Here is a 14,188-nt window from a genome sequence, read left to right on the forward strand (position 1 = left end):
GAAAACGTCAAGACCACCGCCACCGACGCCGCCCAGCACGTCAAGGAAGAAGGCCAAACCGCCGCCTCCGACGTCAAAGCAACCGCCACGGACGCCAGGGACCACGTCCAAAACACGTGAGCCGGCATGAGCCTGGCTCATTCCACAGGACCGGAACGCTGGCCAACGCACCGGCTCCTCAGCATCGCTGCCCGTCTGGATGAGCTGCGGATCAACCGCAACCTCACGCACCTGGGCCTGACCAAAGGATCCCTGGACGTGTTGGAATCGGTGGCAGACCTCGAACCTGTCACCGTCTCCGACCTGGCCACCCTGCTCTGTGTAAGCAAACAAAGCCTGGGCAGGGTGGTCCGCCGCCTTCAGGGACTTGGGTTCCTGAGCAGGGAACGCAGCGGTGACAGGCGCTATACCGACATCCGGCTAACGCACCACGGCCGAAAGGTGCTGGCCACCGCCGAGGCCGCCGTGGACCGGCTCAGTCAAGACAGACCGGACAGCGAATCCGCCCTGCGCGGCGACCTGGAACGCTACATCCGTGGCATTCGGATGTAGTGTTCCTGTCCGTCGCGGCCCTGCCCCGCGGGCGGGAGCGCGTCCGCCGGCCGCCGGAGCGCCGACCGTCACTACCTGCTGACCAATAGACCGAAACCACCCGCCGGTTGCACCGCTGCTGCCGGCCGAGGAGAACCATGAAAAAACCCGAACCGCGCGGTCCCGTCAGCGCCGAGCTCATCGACCTTCTGACCCGCCGGCCAGGAGCTGATGGGGCAGCACAAACAGAGCTGCTCGGGCTCGTCACCGAAACTGCGAGACTGACGGACGACATCCTCACTGACGACGATCTCCAGCTCGCACTGTTTTGCCTCTACGAACTGCACTATGGAGGCCTGGAGGGAGTGGATGACTTGTGGGAATGGGAGCCCGGGCTGATCGCCGTCCGCCGGCTTCTGGAAGAACCGTTCGAACAGGCCCTGCGCTCCGCCGCGCTCGTGGCCGCTGGGCCCCCGGCAGACGGTAACAACGCGGCCGCGGAGGGCAAACCCGACAGCGACGCCGTGGCAGAGATGCTGTTTGCCCTGGCCGCCCAGGACGGCGGGCCCAGCCTCTCGCGCTACGTGGCCAAGAAGGCCACCATTGAACAGCTGTCAGAATTCCTCATCCACAAGTCGGTCTACCAGCTCAAGGAAGCCGACCCGCACACTTGGGTGATTCCCAGGCTGACAGGGCGTCCCAAGGCCGCCCTGGTGGAGATCCAGGCGGACGAGTACGGAGGCGGACGCCAGCACCGGATGCACAGCGCGCTGTTCGCCCGGACCATGGATGGACTGGGACTTGACAGTAGCTACGGCAGCTACGTTGACGCTGTTCCTGCCGTGGCCCTCGCCTCGGTGAACATGATGTCCCTCTTCGGCCTCAATCGCCGGCTGCGCGGCGCCATCACCGGTCACCTCGCGATCTATGAGATGACATCCTCCCGGCCAAACCACCTGTACGGCGGGGGGTTCCGCCGCCACGGATTCGGCGCCGAGGTCACTGAATACTTCGACGAACATGTGGAAGCCGACGCCGTCCACGAACAAATCGCCGGCCGGGACCTCGCAGGAGGCCTCGCCGAGGCAGAACCTGAGCTCCTTGAGGACATCCTGTTCGGTGCCACGGCCGCCCTTGCAATCGATGCCAGGCTCACGGCGCACATCGTGGAAGCCTGGCAGGATGGCAGATCCTCGCTGCGCACTCCCTTGCCCGCGCCAGCATGACAAAAGCGGCACAACCAGGTCCACGACCGGACACGGAGTACATTCTGCCCCTGCGCTGGACCGAGGATTCCGGGATTGAGGAGCTGGCGGAATACATTGCGGAGCTCTGCACCTGGACCCCGGTCACCGTGGTGGATGGCTCCCCCGCCGCGCTGTTCGCCCGGCACCGGGCCCTGTTCCCGCCGTCGGTCCGGCACATCCCACCGAAGGCCAACGACGGCGGCTCCGGGGGCAGCAACGGCAAGGTGGCGGCGGTTCTGACAGCGGTCAGGCGGAGCACGGCCGAGCGGCTGGTGATCGCCGACGACGACGTTCGCTACACACGTGAGGGGCTGGCCGCGGCATTCGCCGCCCTTGACGACGCCGAACTGGTCCGCCCGCAGAATTACTTCACCCCGCTGCCGTGGCACGCACGCTGGGACACCTCCAGGACCCTCATCAACCGGGCATTCGGCGGGGACTACCCCGGCACGCTGGCAGTTCGCCGGTCCGCGCTGGCAGCCACGAACGGCTATGCGGGCGTGCTCTTCGAGAACCTGGAGCTCATCCGGACCATCACTGCCGCCGGCGGCCGTGAAAAGCAGATGCCGGCATTGCTGGTGGCCCGGAGGCCGCCCACCGCCCGCCACTTCTTCAGGCAACGTATCCGGCAGGCCTATGACGACTTTGCGCAGCCCGGACGGCTGCTCGCCGAGCTTGCCGTGCTGCCCGTCGTGGCAGTGGTGCTGGCGCAACGGCGAGTACCGCGTGCCCTTGCGGTCCTCGCACTGGCCGGTACCGCCGTCGGCATCGCGGAACGCGGAAGAAGACGCGACGGCGGCACGGCCGCTTTTCCGGCAAGCACCGCCTGGTTTGCCCCGCTGTGGCTTTTTGAACGGGCAGTGTGCATCTGGGTTGCCCTTGCTCTGCGGGCCGGCGGCGGGGTTCCCTATGCGGGCGTCAGGATCAAAACGGCCGCCCATTCCCCAGCCGCGCTCAGGCTCAGGCACCAAGGCAAAATCCGGCCGGTCCAAGGGGCCCACAACCAGAATGGAACACAACATGGATCATGAGACCAAGCAGCCAGGCGACCCCAGCTCCGTGGTGCTCTGCCCGGACGGGCCCATCCTCATACGGGGTGACTTTGAAATAGTCACCCCGTCCGGCGACCCGGTCCCCCGGCATCGGAACACGGTTGCCCTCTGCCGCTGCGGCGCCTCCGCCATCAAGCCCTACTGCGACGGTTCCCACAAGCTGATCAAGTTCCGCACAGGCGTTCCCAGCACGGTGGATGAGGACAGCTGATGTGGTTCCGGAGGATAGGGAGTAGGCTCAAAAGTGAAGGCGAAGCGATCATCAGCATCCTGCTGGCGCCAAGGTCGTAATCCACCTGTTCGTCACGTCACTGGCCGTGGAGGCAAACCAGTCCACGATCGTTACCGGACCTCACATCCGGCCGTAGAAATGGACCGGGCAACCGGCTCCACGTGGATCGGGGCATTTCATGGCCGCTGGCCAGCCGCCGACATCCGGGCGAAATCCCGTACCAACGCTCGAGCAGTTGCAGGACCTACTCCTCGAAAGCCCGGGGTTTGACGAGTTCCTCCTTGAGCTGACCGTTTACTCGGCGTCGAAGCTCGCAGCACCCGAACCGATGCTGTGTGCGATCTCGGTCGAGCGCGACGGGCGGCCGGCCACCGTGGCCAGCAGCAGCGATACGGCCAAGCAGATGGATGAAAAACAGTACGGGTTCAACGACGGCCCCTGCCTGACGGCTTTGAGGGAAGACCGCACCGTTCTGGTCGAAGACCTCAGAACATCCAAAAGATGGCACCGTTACTCACAAGCGGTGACGGGGGAAGGCGTTGTATCAATCCTTGCCGTTCCAATCGATGCAGGGGCCAGCGCAGCTGCAGCCCTGAACTGTTACGCCCTCAGCACGTCCACTTTCGACACCTCGACCATCGCGGCAGTGGAATCGTACGGCGTGTCCCTGTCCCGCATTCTCCGCCTGGCGCTTCGGGTACACCGCTCCGGGGTGCATCCGGAAGGCTTGCACGGCGCCCTGCAATCAAGGGCAGCAGTCGACGCCGCCCTTAGCCTCGTCATGGCCCAGACCCGCGTCAGCCGTGAGGAAGCAGCCAAACTTATCCATGAAATGGCGCGGTCCAGCAAACAACAGCTAAGGCAGATCGCGACGGACATTCTCAATGGTGCGGAGCTCCCGGATCGGCAGTACCGTGATGGCGAGGCGGACCAGTAGGTCCAAGGCCGTGGTCGCGGGACCGGGACTAGTATGGAGAGCACCTGCCGAATAATTCCCCAAAGGGATGTTCACAACACTGATGACATGTGAGGCCAGCCCGTGACGCGGAAGCACCCAATGGCAGGCGAACTGCCCGAGATCTTCGCGCGGGTCGCAGGGCTGCTGCTCACGGAGCCAGTAGTTGACCGGGCTGTGGCCAACCTGGCTCAAGCGGCCCACGAAAGCCTGCCCGGCAGCGTGGGCGCGGGGGGCACACTCATCGATGCCCAAGGCCGGCCGACGAGCACGGCCTCCACAAACAGCCTCGTGAAGCAGGCGGACCGTCTGCAGTACGACCTCGGAGAGGGACCTTGCCTCACGGCCTGGGCAAGCGCCCAACCCGTGAGGGTAGACGATCTTCGCTACGACCAGCGCTGGCCGAAATGGGCCGGGGCCAGCGCCCCTCTCGGCTTGTTGTCCTGCATCAGTGTCCCACTCCTGGTGCCGGACGTGACCGGAAGCGGCGCGCTTGAACCCATCGGAGCCCTGAAAGTCTATGCGGACAGGGCACACGCCTTCGATGCACGCAGCGAACAGGTCCTGTCACTCCTTGCTGGACCCGCGGCACTCATCCTGTCCAACCTCCAGACCAGGGAACGCGCCGCACAACTCAGCGAATCACTCAAGGGCGCACTGCATAGCCGGAGCCTCATCGACATGGCCAAGGGCGCCCTCATGGAACGGCTGCAGATGAATGAAAGGGACGCCTTACAGGTCATGATTAACCGCGCACGCACGGAAAAACTCCTGCTCAGCGTAGTGGCCCTGGGGATTATCGAACCTGCAGCGGACCTCGACCCCCAAGCACCATGACCGCGGAGCGTGATGGAGAGGCGCAAAGAGACCGGACGGCCCACTCATTCCGGCGGTCCGACCTCGATGTCGACGAACTGTGGATGCACTACTTCAGCATCGGCGGCGATGCAGGAGCCATGGAGATCGAAGCCTACCTCCACGGCTCATACATGCTGCGCCCCATCCAGCGGGACCTGCTTGACCACGCCATCTATGAACTGGGCGATTCCTTCAGGGACTGAGGCGGGACTTGGAGGAGCCGGCCCGCGGCTCCCACGTTAGTCCCGCCGTCGTTGGTTGACGGCACCGTCGCCCCGCCCCGGCGCCAGCCCGCCGTCGGCCGTCAACTCCCGTGCGTCGGCTCCAGGGGCGTCAACGGGACTGTTGCGACGGATTGTTGGGGACGCCGTGCGACGGCGGGTTGATCGGCGGTCCCGATGTTGCCGGGCTGACCTTGGAGCCGGTCTGGGCCTGCCCCACTTCCGGGGTGTCCGGAGCGGAGGAGCCGCTGGGTTGCGCGCCCCCCTTTAGGGCCTCCAAACGGTGCTCCAGTATCTGCACCACCGGAAGCCTGTTGCCGTGCGCCCGCTCGTACTCCAGCAGCTGACCCACGCCGCCCTCGTCGAGCCCCGAGATCCGGGACGGCAGGGTTCCGCTGGGGATGTGGTCGTAGTCGGCGAGGGGCAGTTCATCGTGTCGAGGAATATCGTTCATTGAAGCAACCTCCTAAAACAACAGCCTGCATTGCCAGCGAGGACGGCAGGCATCGGTCAGTCTTGCCAAAATAGCAGTGATCATGCGGGAGCATAAGTCAGACGCTCCTGATCTCGAGCGCAGCCAAACCCCGCCTGTAGAGCAGCCAGCCGCCAGCGGTGAGTAGCAGGCTGAATGCCAGGAACCCGAGGTCCCACGCCAGAGGGCCTCCCAGATCGTCCCGGACGTGGTGGATTTGGAGCAGCTGGTGATCCACCAGGCCTTCCACCACGTTGAAGATTCCCCAGCCGGCGATCACCAGGCCGAAATGAAAGCTCCAGTTAGGTGCCAGCCTCCCCTGGCGCCAGGCGCTGATGGTGACAACGGACGCCGCGAGGACCAAGAACCACATAACGAGGTGGAAAAACCCGTCCACCAGCGTGTTTACTTCCAGTCCGGGCACCGTGTCCACCGGGTGATCGTGCGTGTTACTCACCATATGGTGCCACTGCAGAATCTGGTGAAGGACGATGCCATCCGCAAAGCCGCCTAGACCCAGGCCGAAGAGAATGCCCCCAGCCTTGGACGGCGGTTTTCCGACTGCCCCGTACTGCTGCCCCTTACTTGCCATAGGCGTACGCTACCGCGGCCACCCCCTAGTCACACCTCCTGAGCCTTCCCACGTGAGTGGATGGTGGGTAATCTGGGAAAACGGTCGGCCTTCGCGTCTGCGGGATCGGGCGGGCGGTTGAAGGCTCGTGCAGGACGGCCGCTGGTGCTGATAGGACAGCAGCGCCCACAGCCTGGGGCCCAGACCGGCCCTTTCCCATCGAGGATCTCCATGAGCCGAGTTGGACCAGCTACGCACAAGGCAAAAGCCCGCACGTTCGGCGTGGAAGAAGAGTTCCTGCTCGTCGACAGCCGGACGGGGCAGCCCATGCCGGTCGCCGAACAGGCACTTTCCCGCCGCCATCACCCTGCGGGAGCAGTCCCGGGACCGGCACTGACACTGGAGGTCAAGCAGGAGCAACTTGAGGCGGTTGGCCCAGTCTGTTCTACCCTGCCGGAGCTGGCTTCAGCCATCCGCGCAGGCCGCACCATGGCCGATGAAGCTGCCAAGTCAGTGGGAGCCCGGGCAGTGGCGCTTGGCACGAGCCCCCTGCCGACGACGCCGACGGTGGTACCCCAGCCGCGGTACCTGAACATGGCGGCCCGGTTCGGACTGACCTTCCAAGAGCAACTCACCTGCGGCTTCCATGTTCACGTCCGCATCAGGTCGGCCGACGAAGGTGTCGCAATTCTGGACCGGATCCGCATCTGGTTGCCGGTTGTGCTTGCATTGAGCGGGAATTCCCCGTTCTGGCGCGGAACCGACAGCGGTTATGCGAGCTTCCGGTACCAGGCTTGGGGCCGCTGGCAGACCGCTGGCCCCTGCGAGCGCTTCGGCTCAGCGCGCGAATACCGGCGCCATATCCGATCCCTGCTGGCCACAGGCGTACTTCTGGATGAAGGCATGGTGTATTTCGACGCCCGCCTCTCGCGGAGCCATCCCACGGTGGAAGTGCGCATCGCCGACGTGTGCCTGGATGCCCGCCATGCCGCGGTCATTGCAGCCCTCGTGCGGGCGCTGGTCGGGCAGGCAGCGCGGGAAGTGGCAGCCGGCAGGCCAGCTCCCCGCGTCTCCGCCGCGGAGCTCCGCCTGGCCTCGTGGAAGGCCAGCTCGGCCGGCGTGGACGGAACCCTGGTGCATCCGTTGCTCAACACGCCGTGCCCGGCTACTGAAGCGGTCCAGGCTCTCTTGGCCCATGTCCACCCCTCCCTGGCAGAAACAGGGGACGACGAACTGGTGACCACCGAGCTCGCTCGCATTCTTGCGGCCGGCACAGGTGCACGGCGGCAGCGGGAAGTCATGCTCAGCAGCCAAAGCCTGACCGCCGTAGTGATGGACGCCGTCGAACTCACCCATGGCACGAGGCAGGGGCCACGTCCTGTGCCTGGACGACTTCAATCGGCCTGACTACCCGACGGGAGCACCACCATGGATGTGGACGACAAGGTCCGAAGCTACCTGGATGCCAACCTGCCTATGCTGGTCGAAGGGCTGTGCGAATGGGTCCGCATACCGTCGGTGGCCGGCGCTCCCGAGAGAACTGGGACCAGACCTCCCCGTTCGACCTCGTGCCGCGGGACGGCCGCCTCTACGGCCGGGGAAGTTCGGATACCAAGGGCCAGGTGCTGAACCTGCATCCGCGGCATGCTCGGTGCGCGGCTCGAGGTCTACTCGCTGGCCTTTCTGCTGGATGAACTGGGCAAACGCGATTTATTCCCCGTCCCGGGGCAGGCGCGCCACCTTGACGGCGCTCCCGGTACGTATTAAACAATAAGTAACCTTAGTAATTGTTGCGGCCCTGCACGAGGAGGAATTGCCATGAGTGAGAAGCCAGGTAACCAGACGCCGAACACCCCCGATGTCAGCGAGACCGAGCTGCGGGAGATGAAGGTGGATGAGCTCCGGCAGGAGGCGAAGGACGAAAACATCAGCGGAACTTCGGGCATGCGCAAAGAGGAGCTCGTGAAGGAGGTTGCAAGCGCCCGTTCCCAGGGCGGAGGCAACAACGACGGCGGTGCTGACGCCGACGATCTGGGCGCCGGCCCCGAAGGCGGGAAGATCCGGCACGGCGACGCGTCATCCAGCTCGCTGAAGTATTCGCAGGAGGTCACCTCCACCGAGGATGAACCCGAACGTGAAGGCCGCAGCCTGGCCACGACGCACCACGAGGTCATCAGGCAGTGGGCCGAGGAACGCGGCGGAACCCCGGCCACTGTTGAAGGCACTGAACACGGCGACCACCTGGGCGTGCTGCGGATAGATTTTGGCGGCAACGACAGCAACCTACGCCGCGTCAGCTGGGAGGAATGGTTCAAAACGTTTGACGGCCGCCGCCTCAACTTCATCTACCAGGAACAGCGCACTGACGGCACACAGTCCAATTTCTTCCGGCTAGAAAACCCGGAACGTGAAGACGCGTAGGGCTGCCAGGGGCCTGCGGTTTGGGCTCCTCCCCCTGCTGGCGCTCTCGGGGGGCGTACTTTCGGGGTGCGCCGCTGAGGGAACGGAGGCCGCCGAAGCGGCTGAAGCGTTCCACCGGGACGTGGCCGGTTCCGACATGACGGCGGCGTGCTCGCTACTCCAGTCCAAGACGCGGGAGGAGACGGCGCGGTCGAGTGATGCGGGCACCTGCGAGAGCCAGCTAGAAAAGGCCCAATTCGGGGACCCGGGAAAGCTGCTGAGCACCGAGCAGTTCGGCCGTGACGCGTTCATTGAGTTCGAGAACGACACCGTTTTCCTGGCCGCCTCTGACGCGGGCTGGAGAATCACGGGCGCAGGCTGCACCGCGAACGGGGAAGAAGCACCGTACACCTGCGAAGTAGGAGGCACATAGAATGCGCTGGAGCTTTGCCCTGTACCTCATCCTGATCTTCGGCGGACTCGCCTACATGGCCGCCGTCGGGCTTGTTCGGGGATAGGCGGACCGTGAAAAAAGCACTTAGAAACAACGGCCTCAGCCTCTTCTTCGGCCTTATCTTCCTCCTGGCCCTGCTGGGCCAGGCGCTCACCGGCCATGCCCTCTTCAACGAGGAGCAGGTAGCTTCCGGACTGGAAGAAATCAACTTCGCCCAGTACCTGGTGTCGTCCAACTTCGCCGTGGACGTCTCCGAAAACTGGCAGTCCGAATACCTGCAGTTCCTGCTCTACATCTTCGCAACCATCTGGCTGGTCCAGAAGGGGTCCCCGGAGTCCAAGGAACTGAACGCGCCCGGGCCGGAGTCGGACAAGGATCAGCTCGTGGGCGAGTACAGCAACGCCAAGTCCCCGAAGTGGGCCCGCGTCTCCGGCTGGCGGCGCACCCTGTACTCCAACTCGCTGGGACTGACGATGGGCTTGATCTTCGTCCTGTCCTGGCTGGTGCAGTCCATTGCGGGGACTAGCAACTACAACCAGGAGCAGATCCAGAACTTCCAGCAGCCCGTCAGCTGGGCGGAGTACATTGCGTCGCCCGAGTTCTGGAACCGCACCCTGCAGAACTGGCAGTCCGAGTTCCTCGCCGTCGGTTCCATGGTTGTCCTGTCGATCTACCTCCGCCAGCGCGGCTCACCGGAGTCCAAGCCCGTGGGCTCGGCGCACGACGACACAGGCACCACGGGCTAGCGCCGCTTCACAGCCCGTCGACTGCCCAGCCCTCCTGGTAATCCGGATGGTCCTTGTAGACGGCGGCGAGGGACATCAGGACATACTCGCTCGTGGCGCCGATCGCGGTGGCAACATCGGTGACCAGCGGGACGTTGCCCAGAATCACCCGTTTGGCCGCACATTCCGAAAGCACACGCCCGGGATTAAACCAGCCGACGACGGGTCCCGCCGATCCCTCCATCTCCAGTCCCCGCCGGGCATCCGCCTCGTCCTCGGCGATCCGCGCTTCCAGAAAATCGATCAGGTCGGCCATGTGAAGCCCCTCGCATTCTTCTTGTGTGGGTGGATGGTGTCAGTGCTCTGGACCGTCGCCGCGCCGGAGTAACGTCAGGCGTCCTCCTTGGGGCGGTGCCGTCTTTGCGGTGCGAGCGGAACAACAACCACCGGCCGGGTCTGCCAGTGCGTGAGGTGGCCGGCCACCGAGCCGAGCAGCAACTGCTCCAGCCGCGCGCCCACCCCGCCTTCGCGCGTGCCCACCACAATGACCGAGGCATCCGCCGAATCGGCCAGCCGGGCCAGCGCCCGCGCAGGTTCCCCGACAAGGGTCAGGAGCGACCAGCGGATCCCGGCCTTGCCGAGGATAGCCTGCAGGTGCTCCCTCAGATGGGCGCTCGTTTGCTCGACATCGTCGACGGTTCCGTCCTGCCCCGCCAACTGGAGCAGGTCCTGGTCGTCCCGCTCGTTGCTGAGGTAGGAGGTGATGTCCACATAGGCGCAGATGAGCTTGACGTTCAGGGAGTAGGCCAACCGGGCGGCGTTTCGCACGACGGCGGACGGCTGCCCGGGCACGACGCCAACCACCACCGGCCCGACAATGCGCTGGGGGACGAATTCGCCCTCCCCTCCAGGGGACCCGGCTTTCCTAGCTGGCTCATTCATGAGTGCTGCCATTCCCACTGTCCTCACGGCAGATCGACACGACTCTCACTGCCAGCCTACTAGGACCCAATGGCACAGGCGGGCAACCTGGTGGAGGATGGGCGCATGGCGGAACGGGAAGGTCGCACGCAGTTTGCCGTTGCCGGCTGGCTCTTCGGGTCCGTCACTGTCGTCCTGGGCCTGGTCATCCACGCTGTTTCCGGCCATCCCGTGCCTGCGGCGCCGATCACCCTGGGCGGCCACGGACATACGGCCGCAGCGTAGTTCACCGGCCCCGGTCTGCTGCTGGCCGGCGTGCCAACCCAGCCGCTGCACGTGCTGCTGTACGCGCACCTTGCGGCGGCGCTGCTGACATTTCTGCTGGTTCAGCGGCTGAAAACATCGGACCCGAAGCGGTTCAGCCCGGATGCCGCAGCGTACCCCAGATAGGGCAGGCCGAAGGTGTCCTCGATGCTGGCCAGCAGGCTGTAGTGGTTGTACAAACGGTCCGAGGTGGTGCCTGCCCTGGCCATCGGTGACAGCACCAGCGCCCCGATCAGTCCGCCCGCCGCTCCCCCCGGCAGCGCAGCATCCGCGCGTTCCTTCCCCTCCGCCTCGTCGAAGGTGATGACCAGCATCCCGTCCTGCTTGTACGCCGGGGAGGCCAGGATCTCCGGAACATGCTTGCGGAGCCATGCGTCCGCGGACACCAGACCACCCTCCCGCCCGTCAACGCACGGGCTGTCGTGCCCGTCATTACACAGGTTGGGGCTGATGTAGGACAGGTTCGGTGTGGTCGCCACGGTTTTGAGGTCGGCGGCGAGGTTTGAGAAGTCGACGTCGTTGGCCTGGCACTCGGGCGACGACGTGATCCCGGCAAAGTACACGAACGGGTTGTGCCGGGTGGCGTACTGGTCGCCGTCCTGCGCAGCATGGTTCGTATCACGAGTGCCCGGCTCCGGATGGAGGCACGGGGTGCCCATATCCTCCATGTACCCCTTCCAGGTCTTCCCTGCCGCGCTCAACTGGCCGGCGACCGTCTGCACGGACTCGGGGTACACGCAGCCGCGGCCCTGCGCCTGGCCAAGCGATGCTATGCCGCTCGAGTCAAACTGCTCGTAGTCCGGGCAGTCGCCCTTGGTTGCCCGGTTTGGGCCCTGTCCCGAAACCTGGGCGATGTAGTTGGGCAGGGAGGCATGCCCGATTGCGTAGTACCGGCTCAGCAGCACGCCCTGCGGGCGCAGGGTCTGGGACAGGTACTCTGCGTCCGACTGGTCGTTCCAGACATCCCGGAAGGACTTGTTCTCCAGGTTGATCACGAACACGTGCCCCGGCGTTGCCGCTGCCGGCGAGGGCGACGGCGACGGCGACGGACCAGTTCCGCAGGCAGCAAGCCCCGTGAGGGCGGCCACCGTCAGCAGGGCGCCCGGGAGGAGGTTCCGGCCACCCGGACTGCGCCGCCGCCACCCCGGAAGGTCCCACCCGTGGCGGCCCCACCCCGGAAGGTCCCACCTGTGAATCAAAGCAGCTCTCATTGGATCCTGCCTTCTGCAGCAGCGTTGGTTCGCGGTCCAGCTCCATAGGCCCCAGCTCCATGGTGGCACCGCTGCCCCGGCAGAAGCATGAACAAAAGCTGGGAGTTGTTTGGGAGGGCGCACCATGATCCTTTGGAACGCGGGGCGGCTCACATGTTAAGTTGAATCGGTGGGACAGACCTGTCCTGCGCGCCAGCTGAGAGAGCCAACACGTGGAATCGCCTTCGCCAGTCCGAATCCTGACCGTCTGCACGGGCAACATCTGCCGTTCCCCCGTGGCGGAACGCCTGCTGCAGGCCGGCCTGGACCAGGTGCTGCCCGGCGGCTTCGAGGTGCGCAGCGCCGGAACCCGTGCCCTGGTGGGCGACCCCGTCCAGCCGCTCTCCGCGGACATCATCCACACCTTCGGCGGCACGGCGGAGCGCTTCGCGGCACGCCAGCTGACGGGCAAGATTCTTCGGAACGTGGACCTGGTCCTCACCATGACCTCCGGACACCGGGGCGAGGTGCTGCAGCTGGATGCCTCGCTGCTGAAGCGCACGTTCACTATCCGCGAGTTCGCCAGGATGCTCGATGTCCTGGAGGAGCGTGCTGACCAGGCACCCCAGAGCGGCGGCCTCAACGGTGAACGGCTCGCGGCCAACACCAAGCTGTGGCGCAAGCTTCCCGCCCGGGCAGCATCCGTGAGGCACCTCGCGCTGGCCCCGGACGCCGCGGACAACGACGTCGTCGACCCCTACCGCCGCAGCGACGAGCACTACCGGCAGATGGAAGACGAACTGGCCCCGGCGATCATCTCCATCCTGCGTTTCGCCCGGCTGAACGCGCCCTCCTAAAACCGGCCCACCGCCGTCGTTCTCACGGGCGACTTTTGGTGGTACCGTCCGATCATGAAATCCCGGAACAGTCCGGGAGCAGGGGACGATGGCGACCCCGCTCCTGGCGCCAATGGTGGCGCCAAACCCACGCGGACCACACACAACCTAGTTTTGGCCGTGCTGCTCGGGATTGCCCTGGTGGCCGGCGGCTTCCTGTTCAATCTGGCCCAGATCTGGAATACCCAGACCGCCAAGACGGAGGTCAGCGCGGCCCCGGAAAGCCCCCCGCAGACAGCCACCTCCAAGCCCTCGCCCACCAAACCGGTGAAGCCGGCGCCAAAACCGGTGAAGCCTCCGCCCCCGCCCACGCTGCCGATGAACATCCTGCTCATCGGCAGCGATCACCGTAAAGGCGACGCCCCCACTCCGAACGGCCTGCCGAACCAGCGCTCGGACGTCCTTATTCTCGTGCACCTCGCGGCCGACGGCAGGCACGCCTACGGCATCTCGCTCATGCGCGACCTGTGGGTTCCGATCCCCGGGTACGGCGAGGCCAAAATCAACGCCTCGCTGGAACAGGGCGGTATGCCGCTCGCCGTGAAAACAGTGGAATCGCTGTTCGGGCAGAAGATCCAGCACTCCGTCATGATTGATTTTGAAGGCTTCAGGGGAATCACCGAGGCGCTCGGCGGCGTGGATGTGAACGTCCGGGAGGCCTTCACCTCCACGCATGACACGCACCAGCATTTTCCCGCTGGAGTGAACCGGCTCAAGGGCCAGCGCGCCCTCGAATTCGTCCGCGAACGCTACGCGTTTGCCGACGGTGACTTCCAGCGCGTCGAGAACCAGCAGCTTTTCCTGCGCTCGACGCTGGGCAAGCTGCTCTCCGCCCGCACCCTGGCGAACCCGGTAACGCTCTATAAGCTGGTCAGCACTGCGTCCAAGTACATTAAGGTGGACAAGGGCCTCAATGCTGCGACGATGGCCAGCCTCGCCTACAGCCTGCGGAATGTCCAGGTGCAGGACGCGGTGTCCTTCACGCTTCCAACAGCGGGATTTGGGACCAGCACCGACGGGCAGTCGATCATCCTGCCGGACTACGGCGCCATAGCCCAGGTTGGTGCGGCTCTGGGCAAGGACAGGATGGGGCAGTACGCTGCGACCTTGGGGAAGTGAGACGTTCGGAAAATAAGGGG

The 14,188-nt window shown here is 65.2% G+C and carries 19 protein-coding genes; 14 read left to right on the forward strand and 5 right to left on the reverse strand.

What is annotated here, in order from left to right:
• The first annotated feature begins 126 nt into the window (after nt 1–126).
• The 7 genes from J7I85_RS14025 (at nt 127) to J7I85_RS14055 (ending at nt 5,078) form a co-directional block, all read left to right on the forward strand.
• On the forward strand, nt 127–552 hold the full coding sequence (locus J7I85_RS14025) for a MarR family winged helix-turn-helix transcriptional regulator (RefSeq protein ID WP_214852622.1): 426 nt from the start codon (nt 127–129) through the stop codon (nt 550–552).
• A gap of 137 nt (nt 553–689) precedes the next feature.
• Complete coding sequence (locus J7I85_RS14030; protein ID WP_214852625.1) at nt 690–1,757, forward strand: iron-containing redox enzyme family protein; 1,068 nt, start codon at nt 690–692, stop codon at nt 1,755–1,757.
• On the forward strand, nt 1,754–2,809 hold the full coding sequence (locus J7I85_RS14035) for a glycosyltransferase family 2 protein (RefSeq protein WP_214852627.1): 1,056 nt from the start codon (nt 1,754–1,756) through the stop codon (nt 2,807–2,809). The genes J7I85_RS14030 and J7I85_RS14035 overlap by 4 nt, the downstream gene beginning before the upstream one ends.
• The gene (locus J7I85_RS14040; RefSeq protein WP_214852629.1) at nt 2,799–3,041 is read left to right on the forward strand and encodes a CDGSH iron-sulfur domain-containing protein; all 243 of its coding nucleotides are present in this window, start codon (nt 2,799–2,801) and stop codon (nt 3,039–3,041) included. Before J7I85_RS14035 ends, J7I85_RS14040 begins: the two co-directional genes overlap by 11 nt.
• A gap of 199 nt (nt 3,042–3,240) precedes the next feature.
• Entirely contained in the window at nt 3,241–3,999 is a 759-nt protein-coding gene (locus tag J7I85_RS14045; RefSeq protein WP_214852632.1) for a GAF and ANTAR domain-containing protein, read from the forward strand.
• Nucleotides 4,000–4,119: 120 nt separating this feature from the next.
• A complete protein-coding gene (locus tag J7I85_RS14050) occupies nt 4,120–4,854 on the forward strand; it encodes a GAF and ANTAR domain-containing protein (RefSeq protein ID WP_214852634.1) in 735 nt (244 codons plus the stop codon).
• Nucleotides 4,851–5,078, forward strand: a complete 228-nt coding sequence (locus J7I85_RS14055) for a hypothetical protein (protein WP_214852636.1) — start codon at nt 4,851–4,853, stop codon at nt 5,076–5,078. The genes J7I85_RS14050 and J7I85_RS14055 overlap by 4 nt, the downstream gene beginning before the upstream one ends.
• Nucleotides 5,079–5,208: 130 nt before the next feature.
• Here the strand turns inward: J7I85_RS14055 and J7I85_RS14060 are convergent, their stop codons facing one another.
• Entirely contained in the window at nt 5,209–5,550 is a 342-nt protein-coding gene (locus J7I85_RS14060) for a hypothetical protein (protein WP_214852637.1), read from the reverse strand.
• 97 nt (nt 5,551–5,647) lie between these two features.
• On the reverse strand, nt 5,648–6,160 hold the full coding sequence (locus J7I85_RS14065) for a DUF2243 domain-containing protein (RefSeq protein WP_214852638.1): 513 nt from the start codon (nt 6,158–6,160) through the stop codon (nt 5,648–5,650).
• A gap of 210 nt (nt 6,161–6,370) precedes the next feature.
• Here J7I85_RS14065 and J7I85_RS14070 point away from each other — a divergent pair, with 210 nt between their 5' ends.
• From J7I85_RS14070 to J7I85_RS14085, 4 genes are all read left to right on the forward strand, one after another.
• Complete coding sequence (locus J7I85_RS14070; RefSeq protein ID WP_214852639.1) at nt 6,371–7,546, forward strand: glutamate--cysteine ligase; 1,176 nt, start codon at nt 6,371–6,373, stop codon at nt 7,544–7,546.
• Nucleotides 7,547–7,957: 411 nt separating this feature from the next.
• Nucleotides 7,958–8,560, forward strand: coding sequence for a Rho termination factor N-terminal domain-containing protein (locus J7I85_RS14075; protein WP_214852640.1), 603 nt, complete (start codon nt 7,958–7,960; stop codon nt 8,558–8,560).
• A complete protein-coding gene (locus J7I85_RS14080; RefSeq protein WP_214852641.1) occupies nt 8,547–8,972 on the forward strand; it encodes a hypothetical protein in 426 nt (141 codons plus the stop codon). Before J7I85_RS14075 ends, J7I85_RS14080 begins: the two co-directional genes overlap by 14 nt.
• Before the next feature lie 92 nt (nt 8,973–9,064).
• On the forward strand, nt 9,065–9,739 hold the full coding sequence (locus J7I85_RS14085; RefSeq protein ID WP_214852644.1) for a DUF6766 family protein: 675 nt from the start codon (nt 9,065–9,067) through the stop codon (nt 9,737–9,739).
• A gap of 7 nt (nt 9,740–9,746) precedes the next feature.
• Here the strand turns inward: J7I85_RS14085 and J7I85_RS14090 are convergent, their stop codons facing one another.
• Both J7I85_RS14090 and J7I85_RS14095 read right to left on the reverse strand, forming a co-directional pair.
• Nucleotides 9,747–10,034 (reverse strand): DUF6221 family protein, encoded by a 288-nt coding sequence (locus J7I85_RS14090; protein WP_214852646.1) that lies wholly within the window; start codon nt 10,032–10,034, stop codon nt 9,747–9,749.
• A gap of 74 nt (nt 10,035–10,108) precedes the next feature.
• The gene (locus J7I85_RS14095; protein ID WP_251024354.1) at nt 10,109–10,660 is read right to left on the reverse strand and encodes a universal stress protein; all 552 of its coding nucleotides are present in this window, start codon (nt 10,658–10,660) and stop codon (nt 10,109–10,111) included.
• Between the two features lie 105 nt (nt 10,661–10,765).
• Between J7I85_RS14095 and J7I85_RS14100 the strand changes: the two genes are divergently transcribed.
• A complete protein-coding gene (locus tag J7I85_RS14100) occupies nt 10,766–10,924 on the forward strand; it encodes a hypothetical protein (protein WP_214852650.1) in 159 nt (52 codons plus the stop codon).
• Nucleotides 10,925–11,025: 101 nt separating this feature from the next.
• On the opposite strand, the gene J7I85_RS14105 is transcribed toward J7I85_RS14100, so the two are convergent.
• Nucleotides 11,026–12,174: an alkaline phosphatase family protein gene (locus tag J7I85_RS14105; RefSeq protein WP_251024355.1), complete on the reverse strand. Its 1,149-nt coding sequence runs from the start codon at nt 12,172–12,174 to the stop codon at nt 11,026–11,028.
• 212 nt (nt 12,175–12,386) lie between these two features.
• On the opposite strand from J7I85_RS14105, the gene J7I85_RS14110 reads away from it, so the two are divergent.
• Nucleotides 12,387–13,010 (forward strand): low molecular weight phosphatase family protein, encoded by a 624-nt coding sequence (locus J7I85_RS14110; RefSeq protein ID WP_214852652.1) that lies wholly within the window; start codon nt 12,387–12,389, stop codon nt 13,008–13,010.
• Nucleotides 13,011–13,064: 54 nt separating this feature from the next.
• A complete protein-coding gene (locus J7I85_RS14115) occupies nt 13,065–14,168 on the forward strand; it encodes an LCP family protein (RefSeq protein ID WP_214852654.1) in 1,104 nt (367 codons plus the stop codon).
• Nucleotides 14,169–14,188 lie beyond the last annotated feature (20 nt).

The organism is Arthrobacter sp. ISL-65, from assembly GCF_018613795.1.
Lineage (GTDB): Bacteria > Actinomycetota > Actinomycetes > Actinomycetales > Micrococcaceae > Arthrobacter.

Excerpts from the sequence above, each read along its gene's own strand:
- J7I85_RS14025 (WP_214852622.1), top strand. The coding sequence starts at position 127 with ATGAGCCTGGCTCATTCCACAGGACCGGAACGCTGGCCAACGCACCGG.
- J7I85_RS14030 (WP_214852625.1), top strand. The coding sequence starts at position 690 with ATGAAAAAACCCGAACCGCGCGGTCCCGTCAGCGCCGAGCTCATCGAC.
- J7I85_RS14035 (WP_214852627.1), top strand. The coding sequence starts at position 1,754 with ATGACAAAAGCGGCACAACCAGGTCCACGACCGGACACGGAGTACATT.
- J7I85_RS14040 (WP_214852629.1), top strand. The coding sequence starts at position 2,799 with ATGGATCATGAGACCAAGCAGCCAGGCGACCCCAGCTCCGTGGTGCTC.
- J7I85_RS14045 (WP_214852632.1), top strand. The coding sequence starts at position 3,241 with ATGGCCGCTGGCCAGCCGCCGACATCCGGGCGAAATCCCGTACCAACG.
- J7I85_RS14050 (WP_214852634.1), top strand. The coding sequence starts at position 4,120 with ATGGCAGGCGAACTGCCCGAGATCTTCGCGCGGGTCGCAGGGCTGCTG.
- J7I85_RS14055 (WP_214852636.1), top strand. The coding sequence starts at position 4,851 with ATGACCGCGGAGCGTGATGGAGAGGCGCAAAGAGACCGGACGGCCCAC.
- J7I85_RS14060 (WP_214852637.1), bottom strand. The coding sequence starts at position 5,550 with ATGAACGATATTCCTCGACACGATGAACTGCCCCTCGCCGACTACGAC.
- J7I85_RS14065 (WP_214852638.1), bottom strand. The coding sequence starts at position 6,160 with ATGGCAAGTAAGGGGCAGCAGTACGGGGCAGTCGGAAAACCGCCGTCC.
- J7I85_RS14070 (WP_214852639.1), top strand. The coding sequence starts at position 6,371 with ATGAGCCGAGTTGGACCAGCTACGCACAAGGCAAAAGCCCGCACGTTC.
- J7I85_RS14075 (WP_214852640.1), top strand. The coding sequence starts at position 7,958 with ATGAGTGAGAAGCCAGGTAACCAGACGCCGAACACCCCCGATGTCAGC.
- J7I85_RS14090 (WP_214852646.1), bottom strand. The coding sequence starts at position 10,034 with ATGGCCGACCTGATCGATTTTCTGGAAGCGCGGATCGCCGAGGACGAG.
- J7I85_RS14095 (WP_251024354.1), bottom strand. The coding sequence starts at position 10,660 with ATGAATGAGCCAGCTAGGAAAGCCGGGTCCCCTGGAGGGGAGGGCGAA.
- J7I85_RS14100 (WP_214852650.1), top strand. The coding sequence starts at position 10,766 with ATGGCGGAACGGGAAGGTCGCACGCAGTTTGCCGTTGCCGGCTGGCTC.
- J7I85_RS14105 (WP_251024355.1), bottom strand. The coding sequence starts at position 12,174 with ATGAGAGCTGCTTTGATTCACAGGTGGGACCTTCCGGGGTGGGGCCGC.
- J7I85_RS14115 (WP_214852654.1), top strand. The coding sequence starts at position 13,065 with ATGAAATCCCGGAACAGTCCGGGAGCAGGGGACGATGGCGACCCCGCT.